The organism is Aquipseudomonas alcaligenes, from assembly GCF_003205495.1.
Classification (GTDB): domain Bacteria; phylum Pseudomonadota; class Gammaproteobacteria; order Pseudomonadales; family Pseudomonadaceae; genus Aquipseudomonas; species Aquipseudomonas alcaligenes_B.
On the sequence record NZ_QJRX01000008.1, the window covers coordinates 104,257 to 127,022 of the forward strand.

23 protein-coding genes are annotated in these 22,766 nt (G+C 67.9%); 15 read left to right on the forward strand and 8 right to left on the reverse strand.

The genetic code is table 11. The features are described 5' to 3' along the window. Window positions 1-20: 20 nt before the first annotated feature. The 8 genes from DMO17_RS15640 (at window position 21) to DMO17_RS15675 (ending at window position 11,565) form a co-directional block, all read left to right on the forward strand. A complete protein-coding gene (locus DMO17_RS15640) occupies window positions 21-1,799 on the forward strand; it encodes an acyl-CoA dehydrogenase C-terminal domain-containing protein (protein ID WP_110683408.1) in 1,779 nt (592 codons plus the stop codon). 217 nt (window positions 1,800-2,016) lie between these two features. After that, window positions 2,017-5,583, forward strand: coding sequence for a DUF2339 domain-containing protein (locus DMO17_RS15645; protein WP_110683409.1), 3,567 nt, complete (start codon window positions 2,017-2,019; stop codon window positions 5,581-5,583). Continuing rightward, window positions 5,580-6,893 carry a DUF3999 domain-containing protein gene (locus DMO17_RS15650; RefSeq protein ID WP_110683410.1) on the forward strand — a complete coding sequence of 438 codons (1,314 nt, stop codon included), beginning with the start codon at window positions 5,580-5,582 and terminating at the stop codon, window positions 6,891-6,893. The genes DMO17_RS15645 and DMO17_RS15650 overlap by 4 nt, the downstream gene beginning before the upstream one ends. A 136-nt stretch (window positions 6,894-7,029) precedes the next feature. Further along, window positions 7,030-8,949 carry an esterase EstP gene (estP, locus tag DMO17_RS15655; RefSeq protein ID WP_110683411.1) on the forward strand — a complete coding sequence of 640 codons (1,920 nt, stop codon included), beginning with the start codon at window positions 7,030-7,032 and terminating at the stop codon, window positions 8,947-8,949. A gap of 122 nt (window positions 8,950-9,071) precedes the next feature. Beyond that, window positions 9,072-10,082: a class 1 fructose-bisphosphatase gene (locus tag DMO17_RS15660; protein WP_110683412.1), complete on the forward strand. Its 1,011-nt coding sequence runs from the start codon at window positions 9,072-9,074 to the stop codon at window positions 10,080-10,082. Window positions 10,083-10,085: 3 nt separating this feature from the next. After that, entirely contained in the window at window positions 10,086-10,685 is a 600-nt protein-coding gene (locus tag DMO17_RS15665) for a DUF924 family protein (protein ID WP_110683413.1), read from the forward strand. Window positions 10,686-10,756: 71 nt separating this feature from the next. Further along, window positions 10,757-11,011, forward strand: coding sequence for an outer membrane protein assembly factor BamE domain-containing protein (gene bamE / locus DMO17_RS15670; RefSeq protein ID WP_110683414.1), 255 nt, complete (start codon window positions 10,757-10,759; stop codon window positions 11,009-11,011). Beyond that, on the forward strand, window positions 11,011-11,565 hold the full coding sequence (locus DMO17_RS15675) for a lipocalin family protein (protein ID WP_110683558.1): 555 nt from the start codon (window positions 11,011-11,013) through the stop codon (window positions 11,563-11,565). The genes bamE and DMO17_RS15675 overlap by 1 nt, the downstream gene beginning before the upstream one ends. Here the strand turns inward: DMO17_RS15675 and DMO17_RS15680 are convergent. After that, window positions 11,562-11,999, reverse strand: a complete 438-nt coding sequence (locus DMO17_RS15680) for a DUF2141 domain-containing protein (protein ID WP_110683415.1) — start codon at window positions 11,997-11,999, stop codon at window positions 11,562-11,564. The two genes, DMO17_RS15675 and DMO17_RS15680, sit on opposite strands and share 4 nt — an antisense overlap. A gap of 32 nt (window positions 12,000-12,031) precedes the next feature. Between DMO17_RS15680 and DMO17_RS15685 the strand changes: the two genes are divergently transcribed. Genes DMO17_RS15685 through darH form a run of 4 tightly spaced genes read left to right on the forward strand, consistent with a single transcriptional unit; the run spans window position 12,032 to window position 15,533 of the window. Next, window positions 12,032-12,949, forward strand: coding sequence for a hypothetical protein (locus DMO17_RS15685; protein ID WP_110683416.1), 918 nt, complete (start codon window positions 12,032-12,034; stop codon window positions 12,947-12,949). A 19-nt stretch (window positions 12,950-12,968) separates the two neighbouring features. Then, on the forward strand, window positions 12,969-14,126 hold the full coding sequence (locus DMO17_RS15690) for a beta-ketoacyl-ACP synthase III (RefSeq protein WP_110683417.1): 1,158 nt from the start codon (window positions 12,969-12,971) through the stop codon (window positions 14,124-14,126). After that, window positions 14,116-14,523, forward strand: coding sequence for a DarG family dialkylresorcinol biosynthesis protein (locus DMO17_RS15695; RefSeq protein WP_110683418.1), 408 nt, complete (start codon window positions 14,116-14,118; stop codon window positions 14,521-14,523). Before DMO17_RS15690 ends, DMO17_RS15695 begins: the two co-directional genes overlap by 11 nt. Then, window positions 14,520-15,533 carry a BtrH-related acyltransferase DarH gene (gene darH, locus DMO17_RS15700; RefSeq protein WP_110683419.1) on the forward strand — a complete coding sequence of 338 codons (1,014 nt, stop codon included), beginning with the start codon at window positions 14,520-14,522 and terminating at the stop codon, window positions 15,531-15,533. The genes DMO17_RS15695 and darH overlap by 4 nt, the downstream gene beginning before the upstream one ends. Before the next feature lie 155 nt (window positions 15,534-15,688). Here darH and DMO17_RS15705 read toward each other — a convergent pair whose 3' ends face one another. The 6 genes from DMO17_RS15705 to DMO17_RS15730 are packed head-to-tail and all read right to left on the reverse strand — an operon-like array spanning window position 15,689 to window position 20,050. Continuing rightward, complete coding sequence (locus DMO17_RS15705) at window positions 15,689-16,246, reverse strand: hypothetical protein (RefSeq protein ID WP_110683420.1); 558 nt, start codon at window positions 16,244-16,246, stop codon at window positions 15,689-15,691. Beyond that, on the reverse strand, window positions 16,243-17,340 hold the full coding sequence (locus DMO17_RS15710; protein WP_110683421.1) for a beta-ketoacyl synthase N-terminal-like domain-containing protein: 1,098 nt from the start codon (window positions 17,338-17,340) through the stop codon (window positions 16,243-16,245). Before DMO17_RS15710 ends, DMO17_RS15705 begins: the two co-directional genes overlap by 4 nt. Next, a complete protein-coding gene (locus DMO17_RS15715; RefSeq protein WP_110683422.1) occupies window positions 17,337-17,600 on the reverse strand; it encodes an acyl carrier protein in 264 nt (87 codons plus the stop codon). The genes DMO17_RS15710 and DMO17_RS15715 overlap by 4 nt, the downstream gene beginning before the upstream one ends. Then, window positions 17,585-18,769 (reverse strand): ABC transporter permease, encoded by a 1,185-nt coding sequence (locus tag DMO17_RS15720; protein WP_110683423.1) that lies wholly within the window; start codon window positions 18,767-18,769, stop codon window positions 17,585-17,587. The genes DMO17_RS15715 and DMO17_RS15720 overlap by 16 nt, the downstream gene beginning before the upstream one ends. Next, the gene (locus DMO17_RS15725) at window positions 18,766-19,650 is read right to left on the reverse strand and encodes an ABC transporter ATP-binding protein (RefSeq protein ID WP_110683424.1); all 885 of its coding nucleotides are present in this window, start codon (window positions 19,648-19,650) and stop codon (window positions 18,766-18,768) included. The genes DMO17_RS15720 and DMO17_RS15725 overlap by 4 nt, the downstream gene beginning before the upstream one ends. Next, window positions 19,643-20,050 carry a hotdog family protein gene (locus DMO17_RS15730; protein ID WP_110683425.1) on the reverse strand — a complete coding sequence of 136 codons (408 nt, stop codon included), beginning with the start codon at window positions 20,048-20,050 and terminating at the stop codon, window positions 19,643-19,645. The genes DMO17_RS15725 and DMO17_RS15730 overlap by 8 nt, the downstream gene beginning before the upstream one ends. An 81-nt stretch (window positions 20,051-20,131) precedes the next feature. On the opposite strand from DMO17_RS15730, the gene DMO17_RS15735 reads away from it, so the two are divergent. Next, window positions 20,132-20,686 (forward strand): methyltransferase family protein, encoded by a 555-nt coding sequence (locus DMO17_RS15735; RefSeq protein WP_110683426.1) that lies wholly within the window; start codon window positions 20,132-20,134, stop codon window positions 20,684-20,686. A 149-nt stretch (window positions 20,687-20,835) separates the two neighbouring features. Here the strand turns inward: DMO17_RS15735 and DMO17_RS15740 are convergent, their stop codons facing one another. Continuing rightward, window positions 20,836-21,267: a hypothetical protein gene (locus tag DMO17_RS15740; RefSeq protein WP_110683427.1), complete on the reverse strand. Its 432-nt coding sequence runs from the start codon at window positions 21,265-21,267 to the stop codon at window positions 20,836-20,838. 92 nt (window positions 21,268-21,359) lie between these two features. Between DMO17_RS15740 and pip the strand changes: the two genes are divergently transcribed. Further along, entirely contained in the window at window positions 21,360-22,331 is a 972-nt protein-coding gene (pip, locus tag DMO17_RS15745) for a prolyl aminopeptidase (protein ID WP_110683428.1), read from the forward strand. After that, a complete protein-coding gene (dtd, locus tag DMO17_RS15750) occupies window positions 22,328-22,765 on the forward strand; it encodes a D-aminoacyl-tRNA deacylase (protein WP_110683429.1) in 438 nt (145 codons plus the stop codon). Before pip ends, dtd begins: the two co-directional genes overlap by 4 nt. Window position 22,766 lies beyond the last annotated feature (1 nt).

Genomic DNA, 22,766 nt, shown 5'->3' on the forward strand with positions numbered 1-22,766 from the left:
TCTCGTTCGAGGATTGCTCCATGGCCGACTACAAAGCTCCCCTGCGCGACATGCGCTTCGTTCTCAATGAAGTCTTCGACGTCTCCAAGCTGTGGGCCGAGCTGCCCGGCCTGGCCGAAGTGGTCGACGCCGACACCGCCGCCGCCATCCTCGAAGAGGCCGGCAAGGTCACCGCGGGCACCATCGCCCCGCTGAACCGCAGCGGCGACGAGGAAGGCTGCAGCTGGACCGACGGCGCGGTGAAGACCCCGGTCGGCTTCCCCGAGGCCTACCAGACCTACGCCGAAGGCGGCTGGGTCGGCGTTGGTGGTTCGCCGGAGTTCGGCGGCATGGGCATGCCCAAGGTGATCGGCGCCCAGGTCGAGGAGATGGTCAACTCGGCCAACCTGTCCTTCGGCCTGTACCCGATGCTGACCGCCGGCGCCTGCCTGTCGATCCTCAACCACGCCAGCGAAGAGCTGAAGCAGCAGTACCTGCCGAACATGTACGCCGGCGTCTGGGCCGGTTCCATGTGCCTGACCGAGCCGCACGCCGGTACCGACCTGGGCATCATCCGCACCAAGGCCGAACCGCAGGCCGACGGCAGCTACAAGATCAGCGGCACCAAGATCTTCATCACCGGCGGTGAGCACGACCTGACCGAGAACATCATCCACCTGGTGCTGGCCAAGCTGCCGGACGCCCCGGCCGGCCCGAAAGGCATCTCGCTGTTCCTGGTGCCGAAGGTGATGGTCAATGCCGATGGTTCGCTGGGCGCGAAGAACTCGCTCGGCTGCGGCTCGATCGAACACAAGATGGGCATCAAGGCTTCGGCCACCTGCGTGATGAACTTCGACGGCGCCACCGGCTACCTGGTCGGTGAAGTGAACAAGGGCCTCAACGCCATGTTCACCATGATGAACTACGAGCGCCTGGGCGTCGGCATCCAGGGCCTGGCCCTGGGCGAGCGCTCCTACCAGAGCGCCGTCGAGTACGCTCGCGAGCGTATCCAGAGCCGCGCGCCGACCGGCCCGGTGGCCAAGGACAAGGCGGCCGACCCGATCATCGTGCACCCGGACGTGCGTCGCATGCTGCTGACCATGAAGGCGCTGAACGAGGGCGGCCGCGCCTTCTCCAGCTATGTCGCTATGCAGCTGGACACCGCCAAGTACAGCGAAGACAAGGAAACCGCCAAGCGCGCCGAGGAGCTGGTCGCCCTGCTCACCCCGGTGGCCAAGGCCTTCCTCACCGACATGGGCCTGGAAACCACCGTGCACGGCCAGCAGATCTTCGGCGGCCACGGCTTCATTCGCGAGTGGGGCCAGGAGCAGCTGATCCGTGACTGCCGCATCACCCAGATCTACGAAGGCACCAACGGCATCCAGTCGCTGGACCTGATGGGCCGCAAGATCGTCGGCAGCGGTGGTAGCTTCTACAAGCACCTGTCCGACGAGATCAAGGGCTTCGTCGCTTCCGCCGATGCCTCGCTGGCCGAGTTCACCGGCCCCCTGAAGGCCGCCGTGGAGAACCTCGATGCCCTGACCCTGTGGGTGATCGAGCAGGCCAAGGCCAACCCGAACGAGATCGGCGCCGCCTCGGTGGAGTACCTGCACGTGTTCGGCTACACCGCCTACGCCTACATGTGGGCGCTGATGGCCCGCGCCGCGCTGGGCAAGGAAGGTCAGGACGACTTCTACGCCAGCAAGCTGGGCACCGCGCGCTTCTTCTTCGCCCGCCTGCTGCCGCGCATCCACTCGCTGACCGCCTCGGTCAAGGCCGGTAGCGAGTCGCTGTACCTGCTGGACGCCGCGCAGTTCTAAGCACTGTCCGGTGACGAAAGCCCCGCCTCGGCGGGGCTTTTTCATTTCCGTGGGCCAGGCCCTGTGCAGCGGCGATCCGCAGCCCGGAGGAACGTAAGCAAGCGAAGCGTTGTGTCTGTGCGCCAGTTGGCCTACGTCTTTGTAGTGTCTCGCAGGTGCGCCGATATACTCGCAGCTCCTCCCAGGGACTTCGCCTCAACGGCTCGGGAATTACTGCATGCAATGGATCTTCATGCTGGTCGGCCTGGTGCTCGGTGCACTGGCCGGAGAATCGGTGACCTCTGCCCTGCTCGGCGGGCTGATCGGTCTGGGCCTGGGCCAGGCACTGCGCCTGCAGCAGCTGGCGGCCGACAATGCGCGGTTGCGCCAGGAGCTGAAGGGCTTCGCCGAGCGCTTCGAGCGCGGCACCACGGCCGTGGTCGAGCGCCTGGTCCGGCTGGAGAGTGGCCAGCCGGCGGGCGCCGCAGCCACTCCACCCAGGCTTGAGCCCGAACCGGCACCGGTCGAGGCAGGGCCTCTGCCTGAGAGCCCGGCCGACGAGCTGGTCTGGGAGCTGCCGGAACTGCCCGCCGCTACGGCCGCCGAACCCCAAGTGCAGGTCGAGCCGGTCGCTGCACCTGTCGAGCCTTCGCCATCTCCCCGCCCGGCTACCCCGCGTCAGCCGGCGCCGCCGCGCGAACCCTCGCCCATCGCCCGCGCTTTTGCCCTGGCCAAGGCCTGGTTGCTCGGTGGCAATACCGTGCTGCGCGTTGGTGTGGTGCTGCTGTTCCTCGGCCTGGCCTTCCTCCTGCGTTACGCCACCGAAGGCATGGTGGTGCCGGTGGAACTGCGCTATGCCGGCGTGGCGGCCAGCGCCATCGCTCTGCTCGGCCTCGGCTGGTGGCTGCGCCGGCGCAACCCCAGCTATGGCCTGATGCTGCAGGGCACCGGCATTGCCGTGCTGTACCTGACGGTGTTCGCCGCCATGCGCCTGCATCCGCTGCTCGATCCGAAGATGGCGCTTGGCCTGCTGGTGCTGGTCACCGCCTTCTCGGCCATTCTCGCCGTGGCGCAGAACGCCCTGGGCCTGGCGGTGGCGGCGGCACTCGGCGGCTTCGCCGCGCCGATCCTCACCTCCACCGGCAGTGGCAACCATGTGGCGCTGTTCAGCTACTTCATCCTGCTCAACGCCGGCATCCTCGCCATCGCCTGGTTCAAGGCCTGGCGCCTGCTCAACCTGGTCGGCTTCCTCGGCACCTTCGGCATCGGCTTCGCCTGGGGCCTGCGCTCCTACACCCCGGAGCTGCTGTGGAGCAGCGAGCCGTTCCTCATTGTGTTTTTACTGATGTACGTGGCCATCGGCCTGCTGTTCGCCCGGCGCAAGCTGCACGAGGCGGCGGATGCCCCCGAGGATCGTGAGGAGCTGCTGCGCTGGAGCCGCGGGCGCGCCGACTATGTCGACGGCACCGTGCTGTTCGGCCCGCCGCTGGTGGGCTTCGGCCTGCAGTACGCCATTGTCCAGCACATCGAGTTCGCCGCCGCCTTCAGCGCCCTCGGCCTCGGCCTGTTCTACCTGCTGCTGGCGCGACTGCTGCGCGGGCGCAACGTGCTGCTGTTGATGGAAACCTGCCTGGCCCTGGGCGTGGTGTTCGCCACCCTGGCCATCCCGCTGGGCCTGGACGCGCGCTGGACTTCCGCCGCCTGGGCGGTGGAGGGCGCCGGCATCTACTGGTTGGGGCTGCGCCAGGGGCGGCCGCTGGCGCGCATCTTCGCCCTGCTGCTGCAGGCCGGTGCGGCGCTGGCCTTCCTCGGCCAGGTCGATATCGGCTACGACAACCTGCTCGACGGTGCGCCGCTGGGGGCGCTGATGCTCGGCGTGGCGTTGCTGTTCAGCTACTGGCAGCTGCGCCGGGCGCCGCTCGAGGCGATTCGCGACTGGGAGCGTCGTGGCCTGCCCTGGCTGGCGGTAGCGGGCCTGCTGTTTCTCTACCTGATCGCGCCGCTGTGTTTCGGCGCCGAGGGTACGGCCATCGCCTGGGCGCTGGCGGGGCTGACCACTCTGTTCATCGGCCTGCGCCTGCAGGCGCGCAGTTTCCTGTTCACGGCCTTCGCCGTGCAGCTGCTCGGTGGCGCGGTGTTCCTCACGCAGATGCAGGGCAGCGGGCTGGGCGAGTCCGGGGTGTTCTACTCCGGCTGGCGCGGCCTGCTGGTCTGCTCGCTGATCGGTCTGGCATTGGTCGCCGGCATGCTGATCGCGGTGCGCGACAAGCTGGTCAGCGAGGATCGCCGGCTGATGCGCGGCCTGTCGCTGGTGATGCTGGTCGGCCTGGTTTTCGTCAACCTCGCCGTGCTGTTCGTGCTGCCCTGGCAGAGCGCCGCGGCGGTGTGGGCCGGCAGCGGCCTGCTGATCCTCTTGCTCAGCCTGCAGCTGCAGCTGCGCGCGAGCTTCCTGTTCGGCCTGCTGCTGCAGGTGGTCGGTGGCATCGCCTTCCTCGCCGCCAGCCCATTGCTGCTCGGTTATTTGCCCAGCGAGGGGCTGCGTCCGCTGGCCCATGCCGGCTTCTGGGCGCCGCTGGTGCTGGGCCTGGCCGCGCAGGTCGGCGCCTGGCGCCTGCGCCATGTGCTACAGCGCCAGCAGGCGGGTGCCTTGGGCAGCCTGAGCCTGCAACGGCTGGCGCAGCTGCTGCTGGCCTGGGGCGCCGGCTGGTGGGCGCTGGCCCTGGCCAGCGAGGTGCTGCGTTTCGTCGCGGCCGAGTTGCAGGGCGCCGCGCTGCTGGCGCTGGCCGCGCTCAGCGTGGCGCTGTGGGCCTGGCTGGCCGGGCGCCTGCGCTGGCGTTCGCTGGCCCTGCTGTGCACGTTGCTGGTGCCGGCGGCCGTGGTCATCCTGCTGCACCTGGCGCATCGTACCTACCATCCGGCGGCCGGTTTCGGCTGGCTCGGCTGGGGCCTGGTGTTCGCCGTGCACCTGTGGTCGCTCCGGCGCCTGGCCGAGCTGCTGCCGGCGGGCCTGCGCAGCGCCGCCCACGTGCTGGGTTGCTGGCTGATCCTCGGCGTGCTGGCCCTGGAGCTGCGCTATGGGTTGATGCTGCTGGCCGAGCAGTACAACGCCTGGCGCTGGCTGGGCTGGGCCGTGCTGCCGAGCGCCTTCCTCCTGGCCATGGCCGCGCCGCGCGCCTGGCCCTGGCCAGTGGCGGCCTACCCGCGCGAGTACCGGGTGCTGGCCGCCGCGCCGCTGGCGCTGCTGATGCTTGGCTGGCTGTGGCTGGCCAACATCGCCAGCGACGGCAGCGCCGAGCCGCTGCCCTACCTGCCGCTGCTCAACCCGCTGGAACTGGGCATGCTGCTGGTGCTGCTGGCGATCTACGCCTGGCTGCGCAGCGGCCTGCCACAGCTGGGGCTGGCGACATACGGCGAGCGCATCGCGCAGACAGTGGCAGGTGCCTCGCTGTTCGTCGTGCTGACCGCCAGCGTGTTCCGCGCCGCTCACCACTGGGGCGGGGTGCCCTACGAGCTGGATGCGCTGCTCGACTCGATGCTGGTGCAGGCCGGTCTGTCCATCGTCTGGACCCTGATCGCCCTGCCGCTGATGATCCTCGGCCACCTGCGTGGCCGCCGCGAGCTGTGGCTGCTGGGCGCGGCGCTGATCGCCGTGGTGGTGGCCAAGCTGTTCTTCGTCGAGCTGGGCAACCGCGGTGGCCTGGAACGCATCGTTTCCTTCATCGGCGTCGGCGTGCTGCTCCTGGTGGTCGGCTACTTCGCCCCGCTGCCTCCGCGCAAAGCCGAGCCCACACAGGTGAACTCATGAACAAGTACCTCTCGATTGCCCTCGCGGCGCTGCTCATGGCGCCGCTGGCGCGGGCCGACTATGCGACTCAGGTGCCGCTGGCGCTGGAAGGCGAGGGACCCTGGTATCGTCTGGAGCTGCCGCTGGCCCTGCAGATGGCTGCCCGCCACGCCGACCTGCGTGACCTGCGGGTGCTCAATGCCGAGGGCGAGGAGCTGGCCTATGCCCTGACCCTGGGCAGCGCCCAATCTGAGGAAAAACGCCAGGAGGCGGCGGTGAAGTGGTTTCCGCTGCGCGGCACGGCCGATACCCAGGCGGTACCGGCCATTCGCGTGCAGCGCAGTACCAGCGGCACCCTGGTGGAGGTGGCGCCGGAGCAGGCCGGGCAGGACGAGCAGATCCTGCGCGGCTGGCTTCTGGATGCCAGCACCTTCGATCAGCCGCTGCACCGTCTGCAGCTGGACTGGAGCGCCGAGCAGGAGGGCTTCCAGCGCTTCTCCATCGAGGCCAGCGACGACCTGCAGCACTGGCAGCGCTGGGCGGATGGGCAGATCGCCCGCCTGAGCTTCGATGGCGAGCGTGTCGAGCAGCGCGAGGTGGCGCTGCCGGGCGCCAAGGCGCGCTACCTGCGCCTGCTCTGGCAGGCGCCGCAGCAGGCGCCGGCGCTGCTTGCCGTGCGTGTGGTGAGCATCGAGAACCAGGCAGCCGCCCCCTCACTGGCCTGGTCCGCGCCGCTGCGGCCGACTTCGAGCAAGGCCGGCGAGTACAGCTGGGAGCTGCCTCTGTCACTGCCGCTGCAGAAGATTCGTGTCGAGCTGCCGGCCGGCAACGTGCTGGCGCCGGTCAGCCTGGCCTCGCGCGGTGCCGGCAAGCTGGACTGGCGACCACTGACCAGTGGCCTGCTCTATCGCCTGCCGCAGGACGGCAAGGAAGTGCTGCGGGACGAGATCGAGCTGTGGGGCACGCCGGTGCAGCAGCTGCGTATGCGTGTCGACGCCCGCGGTGGTGGCCTCGGCAGCGAGGGGCCGACCATCCGGGTGGCGGTGCGCGCGACCCAGGTGGTGTTCCTCGCCCGCGGTTCCGCGCCCTATCGGTTGGCTCTGGGCGATGCCTCGGCACGCTCCGCGGCACTGCCGCTGGGCACCCTAATCCCTGGCTACGAGCCGAGGCGCCTGGCCAGCCTGGGGCGGGCAACGGCGCCCGAGGCGGTGCGTCAGGCCGCCACCACCGCGCAATCTTCCGCCGACTGGAAGCGCATCGGCCTGTGGGGCGTGCTGCTTGCGGGAGTCGCCTTGCTGGGTGTCATGGCCTTCAGTTTGCTGCGTACATAGTTCAGTGAATATGTGTACAAAGTTGTCGATCTTCGAGGATAAAGTAGACTTCAAGCAGTTGTTTGAATTGCTTCGTTAACTTCGCTAGAGTGCGGCGCGCAACACTGAGTCCAATAACAACTATAAGGTCGTCTCGATGAAGCGCGTTCTAGCTCCGCTGGCTGCTGCATGCCTGTTCGCCAGCGCTCCACTCTCCTTGCATGCCTCCCCTTATTCAGCCCTGGTGGTTTTTGGCGACAGCCTGAGTGATGTCGGTCAGTTCCCCGACGCCGGAGGCCCGGCAGGCTCGACTAATCGCTTTACCAACCGTGTCGGTCCTACCTATCAGGACGGTAGTGGTGAGGTGTTCGACCTCAATGCCACTCAGATCCTGAATGGCAAGCTGGGGCTGGGAAGCATGAGTGCATCCACTTCTCCGGTTAATAAGGCCCTGGGTCTGGCAGATGGCAATAACTGGGCTGTGGGCGGATATACCACCAGCCAGATTCTCAACTCCATCACCGGGGTTTCCGAAACCGTCATCCCTCCCGGCAATCCTGGAGCGGGCACGGTGTTGCGCAGTCGCCCCGGCTACCTGGCGAGCACCGGTTTTCGTGCGGATCCCAATGCGCTCTATTACCTGACCGGCGGCGGCAACGATTTTCTTCAGGGTCTGGTTGTCGATCCCGCCACTGCTCAGGCTTCGGCAGGGCGTCTGGTTGATAGCGTGGAAGCCCTACAGCAGGCTGGTGGACGCTACATCATGGTCTGGCTGCTGCCTGATCTAGGTCTGACGCCAAACTACTTTGGCACCCCCTTGCAGGGTGCTGTTTCTGGGCTGGGGCAGGCTTTCAATAACGAGTTGGTGCGCCAGCTGGCTTCGGTTAATGCGCAAATCATTCCGCTGAATGTGCCGCTTATGATCTCCGAGGTGCTGGCGGACCCAGGTCTTTATAGCCTGGCTACCGACCAGGACTTGATCGGTACCTGTTTCAATGGCTGCGCCAACGAAAATGCCGTGTATGGCATTAACGGCGCCAATCCAGACCCAACCAAGCTTCTGTTCAATGACGGTGTACACCCGACCATCGCCGGCCAGCGGTTGATTGCCGATTACGCCTACTCGCTGCTGGCTGCGCCCTGGGAGATCAGCCTGCTGCCGGAAATGGCCCATGGCACCCTGCGCTCCCACCAGGACCAGCTGCGTGCCCAGTGGCAGGCAGACTGGGAGGCTTGGCAGGCAGTCGGCCAGTGGCGCACCTTCGTCAACGGCGGCGGCCAGCGTCTGGACTATGACGTCTACGACAGCTCGGCCGATGGCAATGGCTACAGCCTCAACCTCGGCGGTAGCTACCGCCTCAACGAGGCCTGGCGCGTCGGCCTGGCTGCCGGTCTCTACGAACAAGGTCTGGAGGCCGGCGAGGCCGACTCCGACTATGACCTGCGCAGCTACCTGGCCACCGCCTTCGCCCAGTACCAGCACGACCGCTGGTGGGGCGAGGCTGCCGTCAGCATCGGCTACCTGGACTATCACGACCTGGAGCGCCAGTTCGATCTCGGGCCGGCCAGTCGTGGCGAGAAGGGGGATACCGATGGCGATCTTTGGAGTCTGAGCGGGCGCATCGGCTACGACATCGCCCAGAGCCCGGACAGCCAGTGGCACCTGAGCCCCTTCGTCAGCGCCGACTATGCGCGGGTCGAGGTGGACGGCTACTCGGAGAACAGCAACCTGTCGACGGCGCTGAACTATGGCGACCAGAAGCGCAGTTCCAAGCGCCTGGGTATCGGTCTGCAGGGGCTGTTCGACCTCAATCAGCAGACCCGCCTGTTCGGCGAGGTGGCGATGGAACGCGAGTACGAGGATGACGCCAGCGAAGTCGACATGTCGCTGCGTAGCCTGCCGACCATCGGCTACACGCTGGAAGGCTACGTGCCGGATGACAAGACCTGGCGTGCCAGCTTCGGCGTCAGCCACAAGCTGGCTCCCGGTCTGGCCCTGCGCGGTGCCTATACCTACCGCGACGCCGATGACAGCGACCAGCAAGGCATCAATCTGTCCCTGTCCTGGGATATCTGAGTCACATCGGGGCCTCGTTCGAGGCCCCACTTCTTTGGCCTGGGCGCCGAGCGGGCCGAGACGCGGTGGTCACGGAACGGGTAAACTGCGCGCGATTTTCACTGCCTCCCCGGAGCCTCTCCATGTCGCGCGTCACCCTCAGCCGCTATCTGATCGAACAGACCCGCAGCCACAACACCCCAGCCGATCTGCGTTTCCTCATCGAAGTAGTGGCGCGTGCCTGCAAGGAAATCAGCCATGCCGTGTCCAAGGGGGCGCTGGGCGGCGTGCTCGGCAGCATGGGCACCGAGAACGTGCAGGGCGAGGTGCAGAAGAAGCTCGACGTGATCTCCAACGAGATCCTGCTGGAAGCCAACGAATGGGGCGGCCACCTGGCCGGCATGGCCTCCGAGGAAATGGACAACGCCTACCAGATCCCCGGCAAGTACCCCAAGGGTGCCTACCTGCTGGTGTTCGACCCGCTGGATGGCTCCTCCAACATCGACGTCAACGTCTCGGTCGGCACCATCTTCTCCGTGCTGCGCTGCCCGGATCAGTACCTCAACCAGAACGGCAGCCTCGACGAGCAGGCCTTCCTCCAGCCGGGTACCGAGCAGGTAGCCGCCGGCTACGCCATCTACGGTCCGCAGACCATGCTGATGCTGACCCTCGGCGATGGCGTCAAGGGCTTCACCCTGGACCGCGAGCTGGGCAGCTTCGTGCTGACCCACGACAACATCCGCGTACCGGAGGCGACCAAGGAATTCGCCATCAACATGTCCAACCAGCGCCACTGGGAGGCCCCGGTGCAGCGCTACGTGTCCGAGCTGTTGGCCGGTGAGACCGGGCCGCTGGGCAAGAACTACAACATGCGCTGGATCGCCTCCATGGTCGCCGACGTGCATCGCATCCTCACCCGCGGTGGCATCTTCATGTACCCGCGCGACGGTCGCGAGCCGGAGAAGCCGGGCAAGCTGCGCCTGATGTACGAGGCCAACCCGATGGCGATGATCATCGAGCAGGCCGGTGGCGCAGCCACCAACGGCGCCCAGCGCATCCTCGATCTGCAGCCCGAGAGCCTGCACCAGCGCGTGGCGGTGTTCCTCGGTTCCAAGGAAGAAGTGCTGCGCATCAGCGCCTACCATCGCGGCTGAGCCATGCAGCCCTGGCAGCCGCTGCTCGACTGGTGGTTCGGTACCGGCGCAACCGCCGGCGAAGTGGCGGCTGAGCGCAGCGGGCTGTGGTTCGGCTATCGTGCCGAGCAGGACGAGGAGGCGCGCCAGCGCTTCGGCCCGCACTGCGAGCAGGCGCTGGCCGGCGGCCTGGGCGACTGGGCCGGGCAGCCGGACGGCTGGCTGGCCTTGCTGCTGTTGCTCGACCAGCTGCCGCGGATGATCCATCGCGGCACGCCGCAAGCCTTCGCCGGCGATGCACGGGCCCGCCAGCTGGCCCGCCAGGGCCTGGAGCAGGGCTTCGATGCCAGGTTGCCGGCCATCCGCCGGGTATTCGCCTACCTGGTGCTGGAGCATGCCGAGGACCTGGCCCTGCAGGACGAGGCGGTCGCCCGCTTCGGCGCGCTGCGCGACCAGGCGGCGCCGAGCGAGCGCGCATTATTCGACGGCTATCTGGATTACGCCGTGCGCCACCAGCGGGTGATCCAGCGCTTCGGCCGCTTTCCCCATCGCAACGCCGTGCTCGGCCGTCCCTCCACGGCAGGCGAGGCGCAGTTCCTCACGGAACCCGGCTCACGCTTCTGAGGTCCGAAGGGCGCAATCGAGCCCGGCTTGTGCCAAGCTCTTGCGCAGTCCCATTTCCCAGGAGCCACCCCATGTCGCCGCGTTCACTCGTCGTCCTCGCCGCCTTTGTCCTGCTCGCCGCCTGCAGCAAGATCAACCAGGAGAACTATTCCAAGCTCAAGGCCGGCATGGCCAAGAGCGAGGTGGAAAGCCTGCTCGGCAGCCCCAGCGAGTGCTCTGGCGCTATCGGTCTGACCAGCTGCACCTGGGGCGATGACAAGACCTTCATCAGCGTGCAGTTCGCCGGCGACAAGGTGATGATGTTCGCCGGCCAGGGCCTCAAATGATGCGTGCCCTGTTCTGTACCCTGGCACTTGCCTTGCTGGCCGGCTGCGCCAGCTCGTCCGCGGAAGCACCGCCGGCAAGCGCCGGCCAGGTCGATCTGCAGCGCTACCAGGGCACCTGGTACGAACTGGCGCGCCTGCCGATGTTCTTCCAGCGCAACTGTGCCCAGTCCGAAGCGCATTACCTCTTGCAGGACGATGTCAGTATCGGCGTGACCAACCGTTGCCGCACCCTGGAGGGCGAGTGGATTGAGGCCCGCGGGCGCGCCGTGGCCCAGCAGGCCGGGCGCACCGACAAGCTGTGGGTGAGCTTCGACAACTGGTTCAGCGCGCTTTTCCCCGGCGTGGCCAAGGGCGACTACTGGGTGCTCTATCTGGACCAGGACTACCAGCACGTGCTGGTCGGCAACCCCAACCGCGAGTACCTCTGGCTGTTGTCGCGCACCCCGCAGGTCTCGGCCGAGACCCGTGAGCGTTTGCTGGCCGAAGCCCGGGCGCGCGGCTACGACACCGATGCACTGATCTGGCGCGTGGCGGACGCGCAGATCGCGCCCTAGCGGCGCTTGCGCGGTGCTTGCAGGCGCAGCGTGACCAGGCTGTCCGCCTCGCCGTGGATGAACAGGCAGGCCCGTGGCGAGGGCTTGCCCTTGACCAGCGCCGGATTACCCGAGAAACCCACCGGCTCCTGCGGCACGCCGCGCGGGCTGAGGTCGAGGCGGCCGTTGCCGTTGCTGTCCTGGTACAGCTGCACGGCATAGCGCCCCGGCGGCACGTCTGGCAGGCGCAGCTCGCCCGTCTCGGCCTGCAGCTGCTGCAGCGGGCGATCGCCCCAGTCGTCACGGTCGGCGGGCGCCAGCGCCAGATAGAGGGTGCCGCTGGCCTGTATGCCCTCGACCCTGACCACTATGTCGCCGGCGCGCACCGGCGAGCTGACGAACAGCAGTGCCGCCAGGCAGGGCCAGGTTACGGTTTGAAGAAATCGCTGTGGCATAATCCGGCCATTTTGCAGGGAATCGGCAGCGGATGCGTCAGGTTTTAGTGGTTCACTTCTCCCAAACCGGCCAGCTGGACCGTCTGGTCCGGTCGGTATGCGCTCCCCTGGAGAAAGACCCCGGCGTGCAGGTCGACTACCTGCCGCTGCAGCCGGCCCAGCCCTTTCCCTTCCCCTGGCCCTTTCTCGGGTTCTTCCGCATCTTCCCCGAGACGGTGCTGATGCGCCCGGCGCCGCTGCTGCCGCTGCAGGTGGACGCGGACAAGCGCTACGACCTGATCATCCTCGCCTATCAGGTGTGGTTCCTTTCGCCGTCGTTGCCGGTGACCAGCTTCCTCGCCTCGCCGGAGGCGGCAAAGCTGTTCAAGGACACCCCGGTGGTGACCCTGATCGGCTGCCGCAACATGTGGCTGATGGCCCAGGAGAAGGTCAAGGTGCGCCTGGCCCAGCTCGGTGCACAGCTGGTCGACAATATCGCCCTGACCGATGCCTGCGGCACCGCTGCCAGCTTCCTGGCCACGCCGCTGTGGATGTTCACCGGCCGGCAGAAACCCTATGCCTGGGTGCCGCGCGCCGGCATCGAGGAGGCCGAGATCGCCGCCGCCAGCCGTTTCGGCGAGGCCATGGCGCAGCGCCTGACCCGCGACGCGCAGCCCATCACCGAGCCGATGCTCAAGGGCCTCGGCGCCGTGCGTGTCGACGAGAAACTGATCGGCAGCGAGAAGGTCGGCAACCGCAGCTTCCAGCTGTGGAGCCGCCTGCTCGCCGCCCTCGGCCCGCAGCAGAGCCGCCGCCGTGGCGCCGGCCTGGTCGTCTACATCGTCTTCCTGATCTGCCTGATCATCACCGTGGTGCCGCTCGGCGCCCTGCTCAAGAAACTGCTGGCTCCGCTGTCCAGGGATCGGACTCTGCGTGAAAAGGCCTACTTCGCCGGTCCGTCCGGCGAGTGAAGTGACCCGAGGATTCAACGTGGCCAACCCTGTCTTCATCAATCGCATCAGCGCCTACCTGCCGTTCGACCCGGTCGACAACGAACAGATGGAGGAGCGCCTCGGCCTGGTCGGCGGCCAGCCGTCGCGGGCCCGCCGCCTGGTGCTCAAGCGCAACGGCATCCAGAGCCGCCACTACGTGATCGACCCGGCCAGCGGCGAGCCGGCGATGAACAACGCGCAGCTCAGCGCCGCCGCCATCCGCCGCCTCGAGGCGCCAGGCTTCGATCTGGGCGAGTTGGACTGCCTGGTGGCCAGCACCTCCTCGCCGGACCAGACCATGCCCGGCCATGCGGTGATGGTGCATGGCGAGCTGGGTAACCCGCCCAGCGAGGTGGTGACCACCGCCGGCATCTGCCTGTGCGGTGTCACCGCGCTGAAGTACGCCTACCTCAGCGTGGCCAGCGGCGAGAGCCGCAACGCCGTGGCCTGCGGCTCGGAGGTCGCCTCCACGCTGATGCAGGCGCGCAACTTCGACGCCGAGTACGAGCGCCGCGCCGAGGAGCTGGAGAGCCACCCGGAGATCGCCTTCGAGAAGGACTTCCTGCGCTGGATGCTCTCCGACGGCGCCGGCGCCGTGTGGCTGCAGGACCGCCCCAACACCCGTGGCCTGAGCCTGCGCATCGACTGGATCGACATCCTCTCCTTCGCCGACCAGATGCCGCCGTGCATGTACGCCGGCGCCGAGATGGAGGAGGGCGGCCTGACCGGCTGGAGCCGCTTCGACGCCTCCGAGCGCGGCCGCCGTTCGGTGATGGCGATCAAGCAGGACGTCAAGCTGCTCAACGACAACATCGTCCGCGTCACCGTGGTCGAGGCGCTCCGGCGCATCCTGCACAAGCGCGAGCTGCGCGCGGCGGACATCGACCACTTCCTGCCGCACTACTCCTCCGAGTACTTCCGCGAGCGCCTGGCCGATGGCCTGGCCGAGGCCGACCTGCCGATCCCCCAGGAACGCTGGTTCACCAACCTGACCAGCAAGGGCAACACCGGCGCCGCCTCGATCTTCATCATCCTCGAGGAGCTGTTCAACGGCGGCCGCCTGCGCCGTGGCGAGCGCCTGCTCTGCTACGTGCCGGAAAGCGGGCGCTTCTCCAGCGCATTCATGCATCTGACGGTGGTCGGCGATGAAGCTTGACGAGGTTCCCCAGGATCACAGCTCCACCTACGGCGGCCACAGCAAGCTGGTCTACGCCGTGGACGCCGAGGGCCACTACCAGCGCGCGCAGAGCGACGGCTGGGACACCGAGGCCTACGCCACCCAGCTGGCGGTGGCCGAGCTGCAGGCCCAGGAGGCCGAGGCCGAGGCGGCCTGGCAGCGCGGCGAGCTGTCGCCGCTGAAATGCCTGATGTACCGCTACCGTCTGGACGAGCCGGCGCTGGCGCAGATCACCGGGCTGTGGCAATGGCGCATCCGCCGGCACTTCCGCCCGGCCATCTACCGGCGCCTCAGCGCCGCCATCCTCGCCCGATACGCCGACGCCTTCGGCCTGCCGGTGGAACAACTGATCGGCTACCAGAAGGACCCGGCATGAGCAGCTTCGAACCGCACTTCCAGCACCGCCAGAGCGCCCACTGCGAGAGCGGGGTGATGGCCAGCCTGCTGAGCCACGCCGGCCTGCCGATGAGCGAGCCGATGGCCTTCGGCCTGGCCTCGGGCCTGGCCTTCGCCTACCTGCCGATCGTCAAGCTCAGCGGCATGCCGCTGATTGCCTACCGCATGCCGCCCAGGCACCTGATCAAGACCCTGAGCAAGCGCCTCGGCGCTCGCCTCAACAGCCGCACCTTCGGCAACCCCGAGCAGGGCCGTCGCGAGCTGGATGCGCTGCTCGACCAGGGTCGCCTGGCCGGCCTGCAGAGCTCGGTGTTCTGGCTGCCGTACTTTCCGCCGGAGATGCGCTTCCACTTCAACGCGCACAACCTGCTGGCCTACGGCCGCGACGGCGACGAATACCTGATCAGCGACCCGGTGTTCGAGGAGCCGGTGCGCTGCGCCGCCGCCGACCTGCAGAAGGCCCGCTTCGCCAAGGGCGCGCTGGCGGCCAAGGGCCTGATGTATTGGCTCGACGACGTGCCGCAGGAGCAGGACTGGGAGAAGCTGATCCGCCAGGCCGTGCTCGGCACCACGCGCATCCTCGACGGCATGCCGCTGCCGTGGATCGGCATCCGCGGCATCCAGCACCTGGCCAGGCAGGTCGAGCAGCTCGACCCGGCCCAGACCAAGTACAACCGCCTGTACCTGACCCATATCGTGCGCATGCAGGAAGAGATCGGCACCGGCGGCGCCGGCTTCCGCTTCATGTACGCCAGCTTCCTGCAGGAGGCCGGCGAGAAGATCGGCGCGGCCGAGCTGGGCGAGGCCTCTGCACGCCTGACCGCCATCGGCGACGACTGGCGCCAGTTCGCCTCCGCTTGCGTGCGCGCCAGCCGCAGCAAGGGCGAGGCGCCGGACTTCCGCCCCATCGCCGAGATGCTGCGTGGCATCGCCGGCCAGGAGCGCGCGTTGATGAAGGAACTGGGCGTCTGGAGCAAGCGCAAGGGCTAAGGGCTGTGTCCCCTCTCCCGTTTACGGGAGAGGGGTAGGGAGAGGGGCTGGTGCGCCCGCCGTTAGCCGTAGCCCGGATGTAATCCGGGGGCTCGGCTTGGGCATTTCCCGGATTGCATTCGGGCTACCCAAGAATGCGCCACCGCTGGAGGTGCCTACAGTTCGAGCCTCTGCACGTCGATAGCTGCCGTCAGCGCGGCGAAGTCCGCCGCCGTTGCGTCAGGCACGTTGCGTTCCAGCAGCACCGCCTGCACGCGAAAATCGCCCAGATCCTCAACCACTACCAGCAGCGCCTGGCTGACCAGGCCGTCGGCCAGGTCCAGCACGGCCAGCCGCTGCAGCTGCGGCCACACCCGCGGCCCGGCGCCGATAAACAGATTCGCCCCCTCCAGCCCCAGTTGCTGGGCGACATGGAAGCCGGCGGCATTGCTTACGCTGTTGACGAATTCGAAGGGCTTGGGCTGACGCTGCTGCACACATACGGCATCGAGCAGTGCGCCCATGGTCGGCCGCGCCGGGTGGCGCGAAGCCAGGTACAGGCCGCAGTCGCTGCGCACGCTGTCCTTGAGCAGGGCGGCGCCGAGCAGGGCCTGGAAGATCAGGCGGTCGATGCGTCGCGGCGGGCTGGCCAGGTGCTGGCTGAGCGCGGCCTTCAGCGCCTTGTCGTCGAGCTCGGCGCTGCCGTGGATTTCGCTGGCGGCGATGACGTTCATTGCGCGATTCCCTGCAGCACCAGGCTGGCGTTGTTGCCGCCGAAGCCGAAGAAATTGGCTAGCAGCAGGGCATCGGGGGCGATCGCCGTCGGCGTGGTCGGCAGCGGCAGCAGCGCCTCGCCGGCATAGTCCAGCGCCGGCAGTGCGCCTTGGCGCAGGGCGGCGAGCAACAGCAGCGTCTCGCTCAGGCCGCAAGCGCCCAGGGTATGGCCGAGCCAGGGCTTGAGCACGGCCAGCGGCGGCATCGCCGTCGGATAGAGCAGGCGCATGCCGGCGCTCTCGGCCAGGTCGTTGGCGCCGGTGGCGGTGCCGTGCAGCTTGGCCAGGCCGATCTGCCCGGCCTCGACCTTGGAGACCTGCAGGGCGCGGCGCATCACCCAGTCGATATGGCTGCCGTCCTCGCGGGTGGTGGTCAGGCTGCTGGTGTCGCAGGCGCTGAAGCCGCCGAGCAATTTCGCCAGCGGCGCGGGGCCAGGTTCGCGGCCGAGCAGGGTGGCGCAGTAGCACTCGCCGAGCACCAGGCCGTCGCGCTCGGGATGGAAGGGCCGGTAGGCGCCGCTGGGGCTGGTCAGGTCGAGGGCGCCGAAACCCTGCTGGGCGATGGCGCTGGGCGTCTCGAAGGCCAGCACCAGAACCTGCCTGTATTCGCCGCTGGCGAGCAGGCGCGCGCCGTACAGCAGGCCGTTGGCAGCGCTGGTGCAGGCGGTGTTGAGGGTGAAGGCCTCGGCGAAGCCGTGGCGCTGGCGCAGGCGCTCGGCCAGCAGGTCCAGCGGCGTGGAATGCTCGAAGCGGAAGCCGCCCTCGTCGGCGACCCGCGCTTCCAGCTCGGTGATGTCCAGCGCGGTGCTGGCAACGATCAGCAGGCAGTCGCCGGCCGCTGCGTCGCCCAGGGCCTCGCCGAGCAGCCGGTCCAGGCGCACATCCAGCGCCTCGTCAGTGATGACACTGAAGTAGGGGCGCGGCTGCTGCAGTTCGTGCAGCAGGAAGGGCGTCGGTTGTGGCCGGCGGTTGGCCAGCAGGTTGCTCGCCGCTTCGCTCAGGTCGGCGCCGAGGGCGCTGTGCAGGGCGCCGCGCTGCAGATAGACGGGGATCATTGCTGGCTGCGGATAAAGGCGGCGATATCGGCGATGCTGGCGAGGATCTTGCGCCCGTCCTTGGCGCCCTCGATGCGCACGCCGTAGTGCTGCTGCAGGGCCAGCGACACCTGCAGGGCGTCCAGGCTGTCCATCTGCACGCGGCTCTTGGCGCCGAACAGCGGTTCATCGTCGGCGATGCTCTGCCAGTCGATGTCGTCTTCCTTGTCGCACTCACGAATCAGCAGTTGCTTGAGTTGTTGTTCTAGTCGTTCGTCCATTGCGTTTGCTGCACTCGTCTGCGGAACAGAAGCCAGCCACCGCCGCCCAGCAGGGCAGCCATCAGCAGCAGGCGGAAACAGTAGGGGGCGATATCGGCGAGCGAACCCTGGCCCACCAGCAGGGTGAGGAAGGCGTCCAGCGCCCAGCTCATCGGCGAGACTTCCGCCAGCTGGCCCATGGCCGCCGGCATCACGCTCTTCGGCACCATGATGCCGCCCAGGGCGGCGAGGATGATATTGATCCCGCCGCCGAGCAACAACGCCTGCTCGGCACTGCGGGCCAGGGCGGCCAGCAGCAGGCCGAGGGCGCAGGTGGCCAGGCTCAGACTGATGGCGAGCAGGGCATAGGCCGCCGGGCTGCCGGGCAGGGACAGGCCCTGCAGGCCGAGCAGTGGCAGGCCGTGCACGCCGATGCTCAGCAGCAGGGCGAACTGCACCAGATTGATGGCGAAGTAGGGCAGCAGCTTGCTCAGGGCCAGGGTGCCCAGGTTGAGGTCGAGAGCGCGGAAGCGCAGCAACGCGCCGCTCTGCTGCTCGCGCTGGAAGCCGCCGGCCATCGGCAGGGCGACGAAGAACATGCCGAAGATCAGCCAGGCCGGCACGCTCAGCTGGCAGGCGTTGGCGCGGCCGCTGAGGTCGCCGCTGGCCAGCAGTTCGTGTTCCTCGATCCGGCTCTGGGTGCGCTGCTGCACCAGGGCCAGGCGCTCGGCCAGCGGCAGGCTGGCATCCAGGTCGCCGCTGTCTTCGAGGAAGGCGAGCAGGCGGGTCTGCGCCAAGGCGATGCGCACGGCGCCGCGCAGGTGCTGGCGCGACAGCTTGTCCAGTTGCGGCGGGAAGCTCAGGGCCAGGCCTTGGCGCTGATCATCTAGGAGGCTCTCGCTGAAGTCGGCGGGCAGGCTGATCCTGGCGCTGCGCGCATCGCCCTGCGCCAGCAGTTCGCTGCCCGGCAGCTGGGCCTCAAGGGCGGCGCGGAACACCTGCTCGTAGGTGCCGTTGGGTTCGGCCTGCAGCACCAGGCGCAGGGACGGTGGCTTGTCCTGCAGGTAGTTGGACATGGCGCCTGCCATCAGCACCAGGAACAGGGTCGGCATGATGAACAGCACGGCCAGCGCGTGCGGGTCGCGCAGCAGCAGGAGGAATTCCTTACGCACCAGGGCCCGCAGCCTCATAGACGGCCTCCGTTGAGGCGCAGGTAGAGCTGCTCCAGCGAAGGCCGGCCGAAGCGCAGCAGGTGCGGCAGCTCGGGGTGGTCGGCGAGAAAACGGGTGATCTCCAGCAGTTGCGGGCCGTCCAGGCTGGCGATGCGCAGACCGCCCGGCAGCGTCTCGGCATTAAGGTGCAGCTTGCCCAGCAGCTCGCGCAGGCCGGCGGGTTCCTCACCCTGCCATTCCAGTAAAAGGCCGTGGTCGTCGCCGAGCAGCTGGCGGCTGTCCAGGTCCAGGCGTACGCGGCCCTCATGGAGCAGGACGATGCGCTGGGCCACGCGCTCGATCTCGTCGAGGTAGTGGCTGGTGTAGATCACCCCGTGGCCTTCACTGGTTAGGCGCTCGACGGCGCCCAGCAGCAGTTGGCGACTGGCGGCGTCGACACCGACCGTGGCCTCGTCGAACAGGTACAGGCGCGCCGGCTGCAGCAGGCCGATGGCGAAGTTCAGCCGCCGTTGCTCGCCGCCGGACAGGCGCGCGGCACGGCGTTGCAGCTTGCTCTCCAGGGCGGTACTGGCGATGCACAGCTCCAGGCGGCGGGCGCGCTCGGCGCCGCGCAGGCGGTAGAGGTCGGCGAACAGTTCGAGGTTCTCGCGCACCTTGAGCTCGGCGTAGAAGGCCAGCTGCTGCGGCACCAGGCCGAGGCTGCGCTCGCCGTCCCAGCGGATCTCGCCCTGCTGCAGCGGCAGCACGCCGGCCAGCAGGGACAGCAGGGTGGTCTTGCCGGCGCCGTTGCTGCCGAGCAGGCCCAGGCACTGGCCGGCGGCGAGCTGCAGGTCGATGCCCTGCAGCGCCGGGGTGTCGGCGCCGGGATAGCGATGGCTGAGGTTGCTCAGTTCAAGCACGGACCATTACCAGCAGGAGCTTGCCGTCCAGCAGCAGGCGCTGCTCGGCGTGGATGCTGAAGGCGTAGAGGGCGCCGGCCGGGCTCAGCGCCTCCTGGGTGGCGGCGACATGCAGCGCGCCCTCGCGGTGCTGCGGCTCGAAGTGCAGTTGCAACTGCGACAGCTTGCCCACCAGGGCCATGTCGATGGCGTTATCCTCGCCATATAGGGCACCATGCGCGGCGCACAGCTGGGCCGCCGCCTCGAACAGCAGGCAGGGCGAGGCGTCGTGGCCCAGGGCGTCTAGGTGATGCCAGGCGGACAGCCCCTCGATGCGCTCGGCATCGTGGCCGAGCAGGGCGTCCAGCCACAGGGCTTGGCCCTGGTGCGGCAGCAGGCTGTGCAGTTGGGTGCGGTCCATTGCGGGCGGTCGTTAGGGTTTGGCCGGCAGTGTACCAGCAGAGCGCCCGGGTTCGATCGATACGAGGCAAGGAGTGACGGGATGCTGTGGATACAGGCGACGGCCTTCGCGCTGGGCTCGCTGGCGCTGCTGGGGATTTCCTGGCGGGCGCTGAAGAACACCCGTTCCCACGGTTTCTACCGCTTCCTCGCCTGGGAGGCGATGCTGGCGCTGCTGGTGCTCAACGCGCCGGTCTGGTTCGAGGATCGCTACGCCTTGCACCAGAAGGTCTCCTGGGTCCTGCTGTTCACTTCGCTCAGCGTGCTGCTGCTCGGCATCTACCAGCTGCGCCGCGACGGCAAGCCCGGCGAGCAGCGCCAGGACGACGAGCTGTACGCCTTCGAGCGCACCTCGCAGCTGGTCACCGGCGGCATCTACCGCTTCATCCGCCATCCATTGTTCTGTTCGTTGCTGCTGCTGACCTGGGGCATCGCCTGGAAAGACCTGCACGCGCTCACCCTGGTCCTCGCCCTGCTGGCCAGCGTGCTGCTGTACCTGGCGGCGCGACGCGATGAGGCCGAATGCCTGGCCTACTTCGGCGAGGCCTACCGCGACTATATGGGGCGCAGCCGGATGTTCATCCCCTGGCTGTTCTGAGAACCTGTCCGCGCTCTCCTGACTCGCGGCCATACGGCGTTAAACACGCCCTCGGAATGCTCATTTACCCCTCGTAAACTGCGCTTCCTCGGGCGTTCTTGCCTTGTCTGGCTCTAATCCAGAAGATCGTGAGCAGGTTCTGGGCCGGGTCACTCCCAGTCCAGCCGCGCCAGCTGCCACTCGCCGTCCTCCAGCCACCACTCCAGCGTGACGCTGTAGTGCCGAGCGCTGTCCGGAATCAGCCCCTCGGCGCCGGTCATGGCCACCTCGGCCTGGGTGCGGCCCTTGCTGCTGTAGGTAGGGTCGATCTCGCTGCGGGTGCCTATGGCGATCACCCGCACCTGTTTGTGACGCAGGAACAGCAGGGCCATGGTGCGCCGTGCCCACTCGCGGTCGTACTGCTGCTGGGCGGCGAACTGCGGATGCAGCTGCTCCAGCACTTCATCGTTGCGCTTGGCTTCCAAGTTGTCCTGCAGCTGCTGCACGGCCGCCTCCAGGGCGGCCTGCGGATCGTCGCGGCCGCAGCCGGCGAGCAGTGCGCAGATCAGCAGAAAAGGCAGGGCAAATCGCTTGGCTGGCATGCTCAACTCCCGATTCATGGTTATGATGCCCGGCACGGCTGGCTGCCGTCAGGCAGCTACAGGGACCTTACGCACAGACTCGGGAGTGCGCCATGCTGACTTTGTATCCGGAGATCAAACCCTACGCCCGCCATGAGCTGGCGGTGGAGGAACCGCACGTTCTCTACGTGGACGAGAGCGGCTCTCCGGACGGCCTGCCGGTGGTGTTCATCCACGGCGGCCCGGGTGCCGGCTGCGATGCCGCCAGCCGCCGCTACTTCGACCCCAACCTGTACCGCATCGTCACCTTCGACCAGCGCGGCTGCGGCCGCTCCACCCCGCACGCCACCCTCGAAGGCAACACCACCTGGGACCTGGTCGCCGACCTGGAGCGCATCCGCGAGCACCTGGGTATCGACAAGTGGGTGCTGTTCGGCGGCTCCTGGGGCTCGACCCTGTCCCTGGCCTACGCGCAGAAGCATCCCGAGCGCGTGCATGGCCTGATCCTGCGCGGCATCTTCCTCTGCCGGCCGCAGGAGATCAGCTGGTTCTACCAGGAAGGCGCCAGCCGCCTGTTCCCCGACTACTGGGAAGACTATGTGGCGCCGATCCCCGCCGAGGAGCGCGGCGATCTGGTACAGGCCTTCTACAAGCGCCTCACCGGCCCGGACCAGATCGCCCAGATGCATGCGGCCAAGGCCTGGTCGACCTGGGAAGGCCGCACCGCCACCCTGCGCCCCAACCCGCAGGTGGTCGACCGTTTCAGCGAGCCGCACCGCGCGCTGTCGATCGCCCGCATCGAATGCCACTACTTCGTCAACAACGCCTTCCTCGAGGAAGACCAGCTGCTGCGCGACATGCCGAAGATCGCCCACCTGCCGGGCGTCATCGTGCACGGTCGCTACGACGTGATCTGCCCGCTGGACAATGCCTGGGCCCTGCACCAGGCCTGGCCCAACAGCGAGCTGCAGATCATCCGCGACGCCGGCCACTCGGCGGCGGAGCAGGGCATCACCGACGCCCTGGTGCGCGCCGCCGACCAGATGGCCCGGCGCCTGCTCGACCTGCCGCCGGAAGAGGCATGAAGCTGCTGATCCAGCGGGTGCGTGGCGCCCGCGTCGAGGTGCAAGGCGAGATAGTCGGTGCCATTGACCAGGGCCTGCTGGCGCTGGTCGGCATCGAACCGCAGGACGATGCGCAGACGCTGGCCAAGAGCCTGCAACGCCTGCTCAGCTACCGGGTGTTTGCCGACGCCGCCGGCAAGATGAATCTGTCACTGAAGGACGTGAACGGCGGTCTGCTGCTGGTCTCGCAGTTCACCCTGGCCGCCGATACCAGCAGCGGCCTGCGCCCGAGTTTTTCCACGGCGGCGCCGCCGGCCCAGGGCTTGGCGCTGTTCGAGCGCCTGGTCGAGCTGGCCCGCGAGCAGCACCCGCAGGTCGCCACGGGCCGTTTCGGCTCCGACATGCAGGTGCACCTGGTCAACGATGGGCCGGTGACCTTCCTGCTGCAAATCTGAG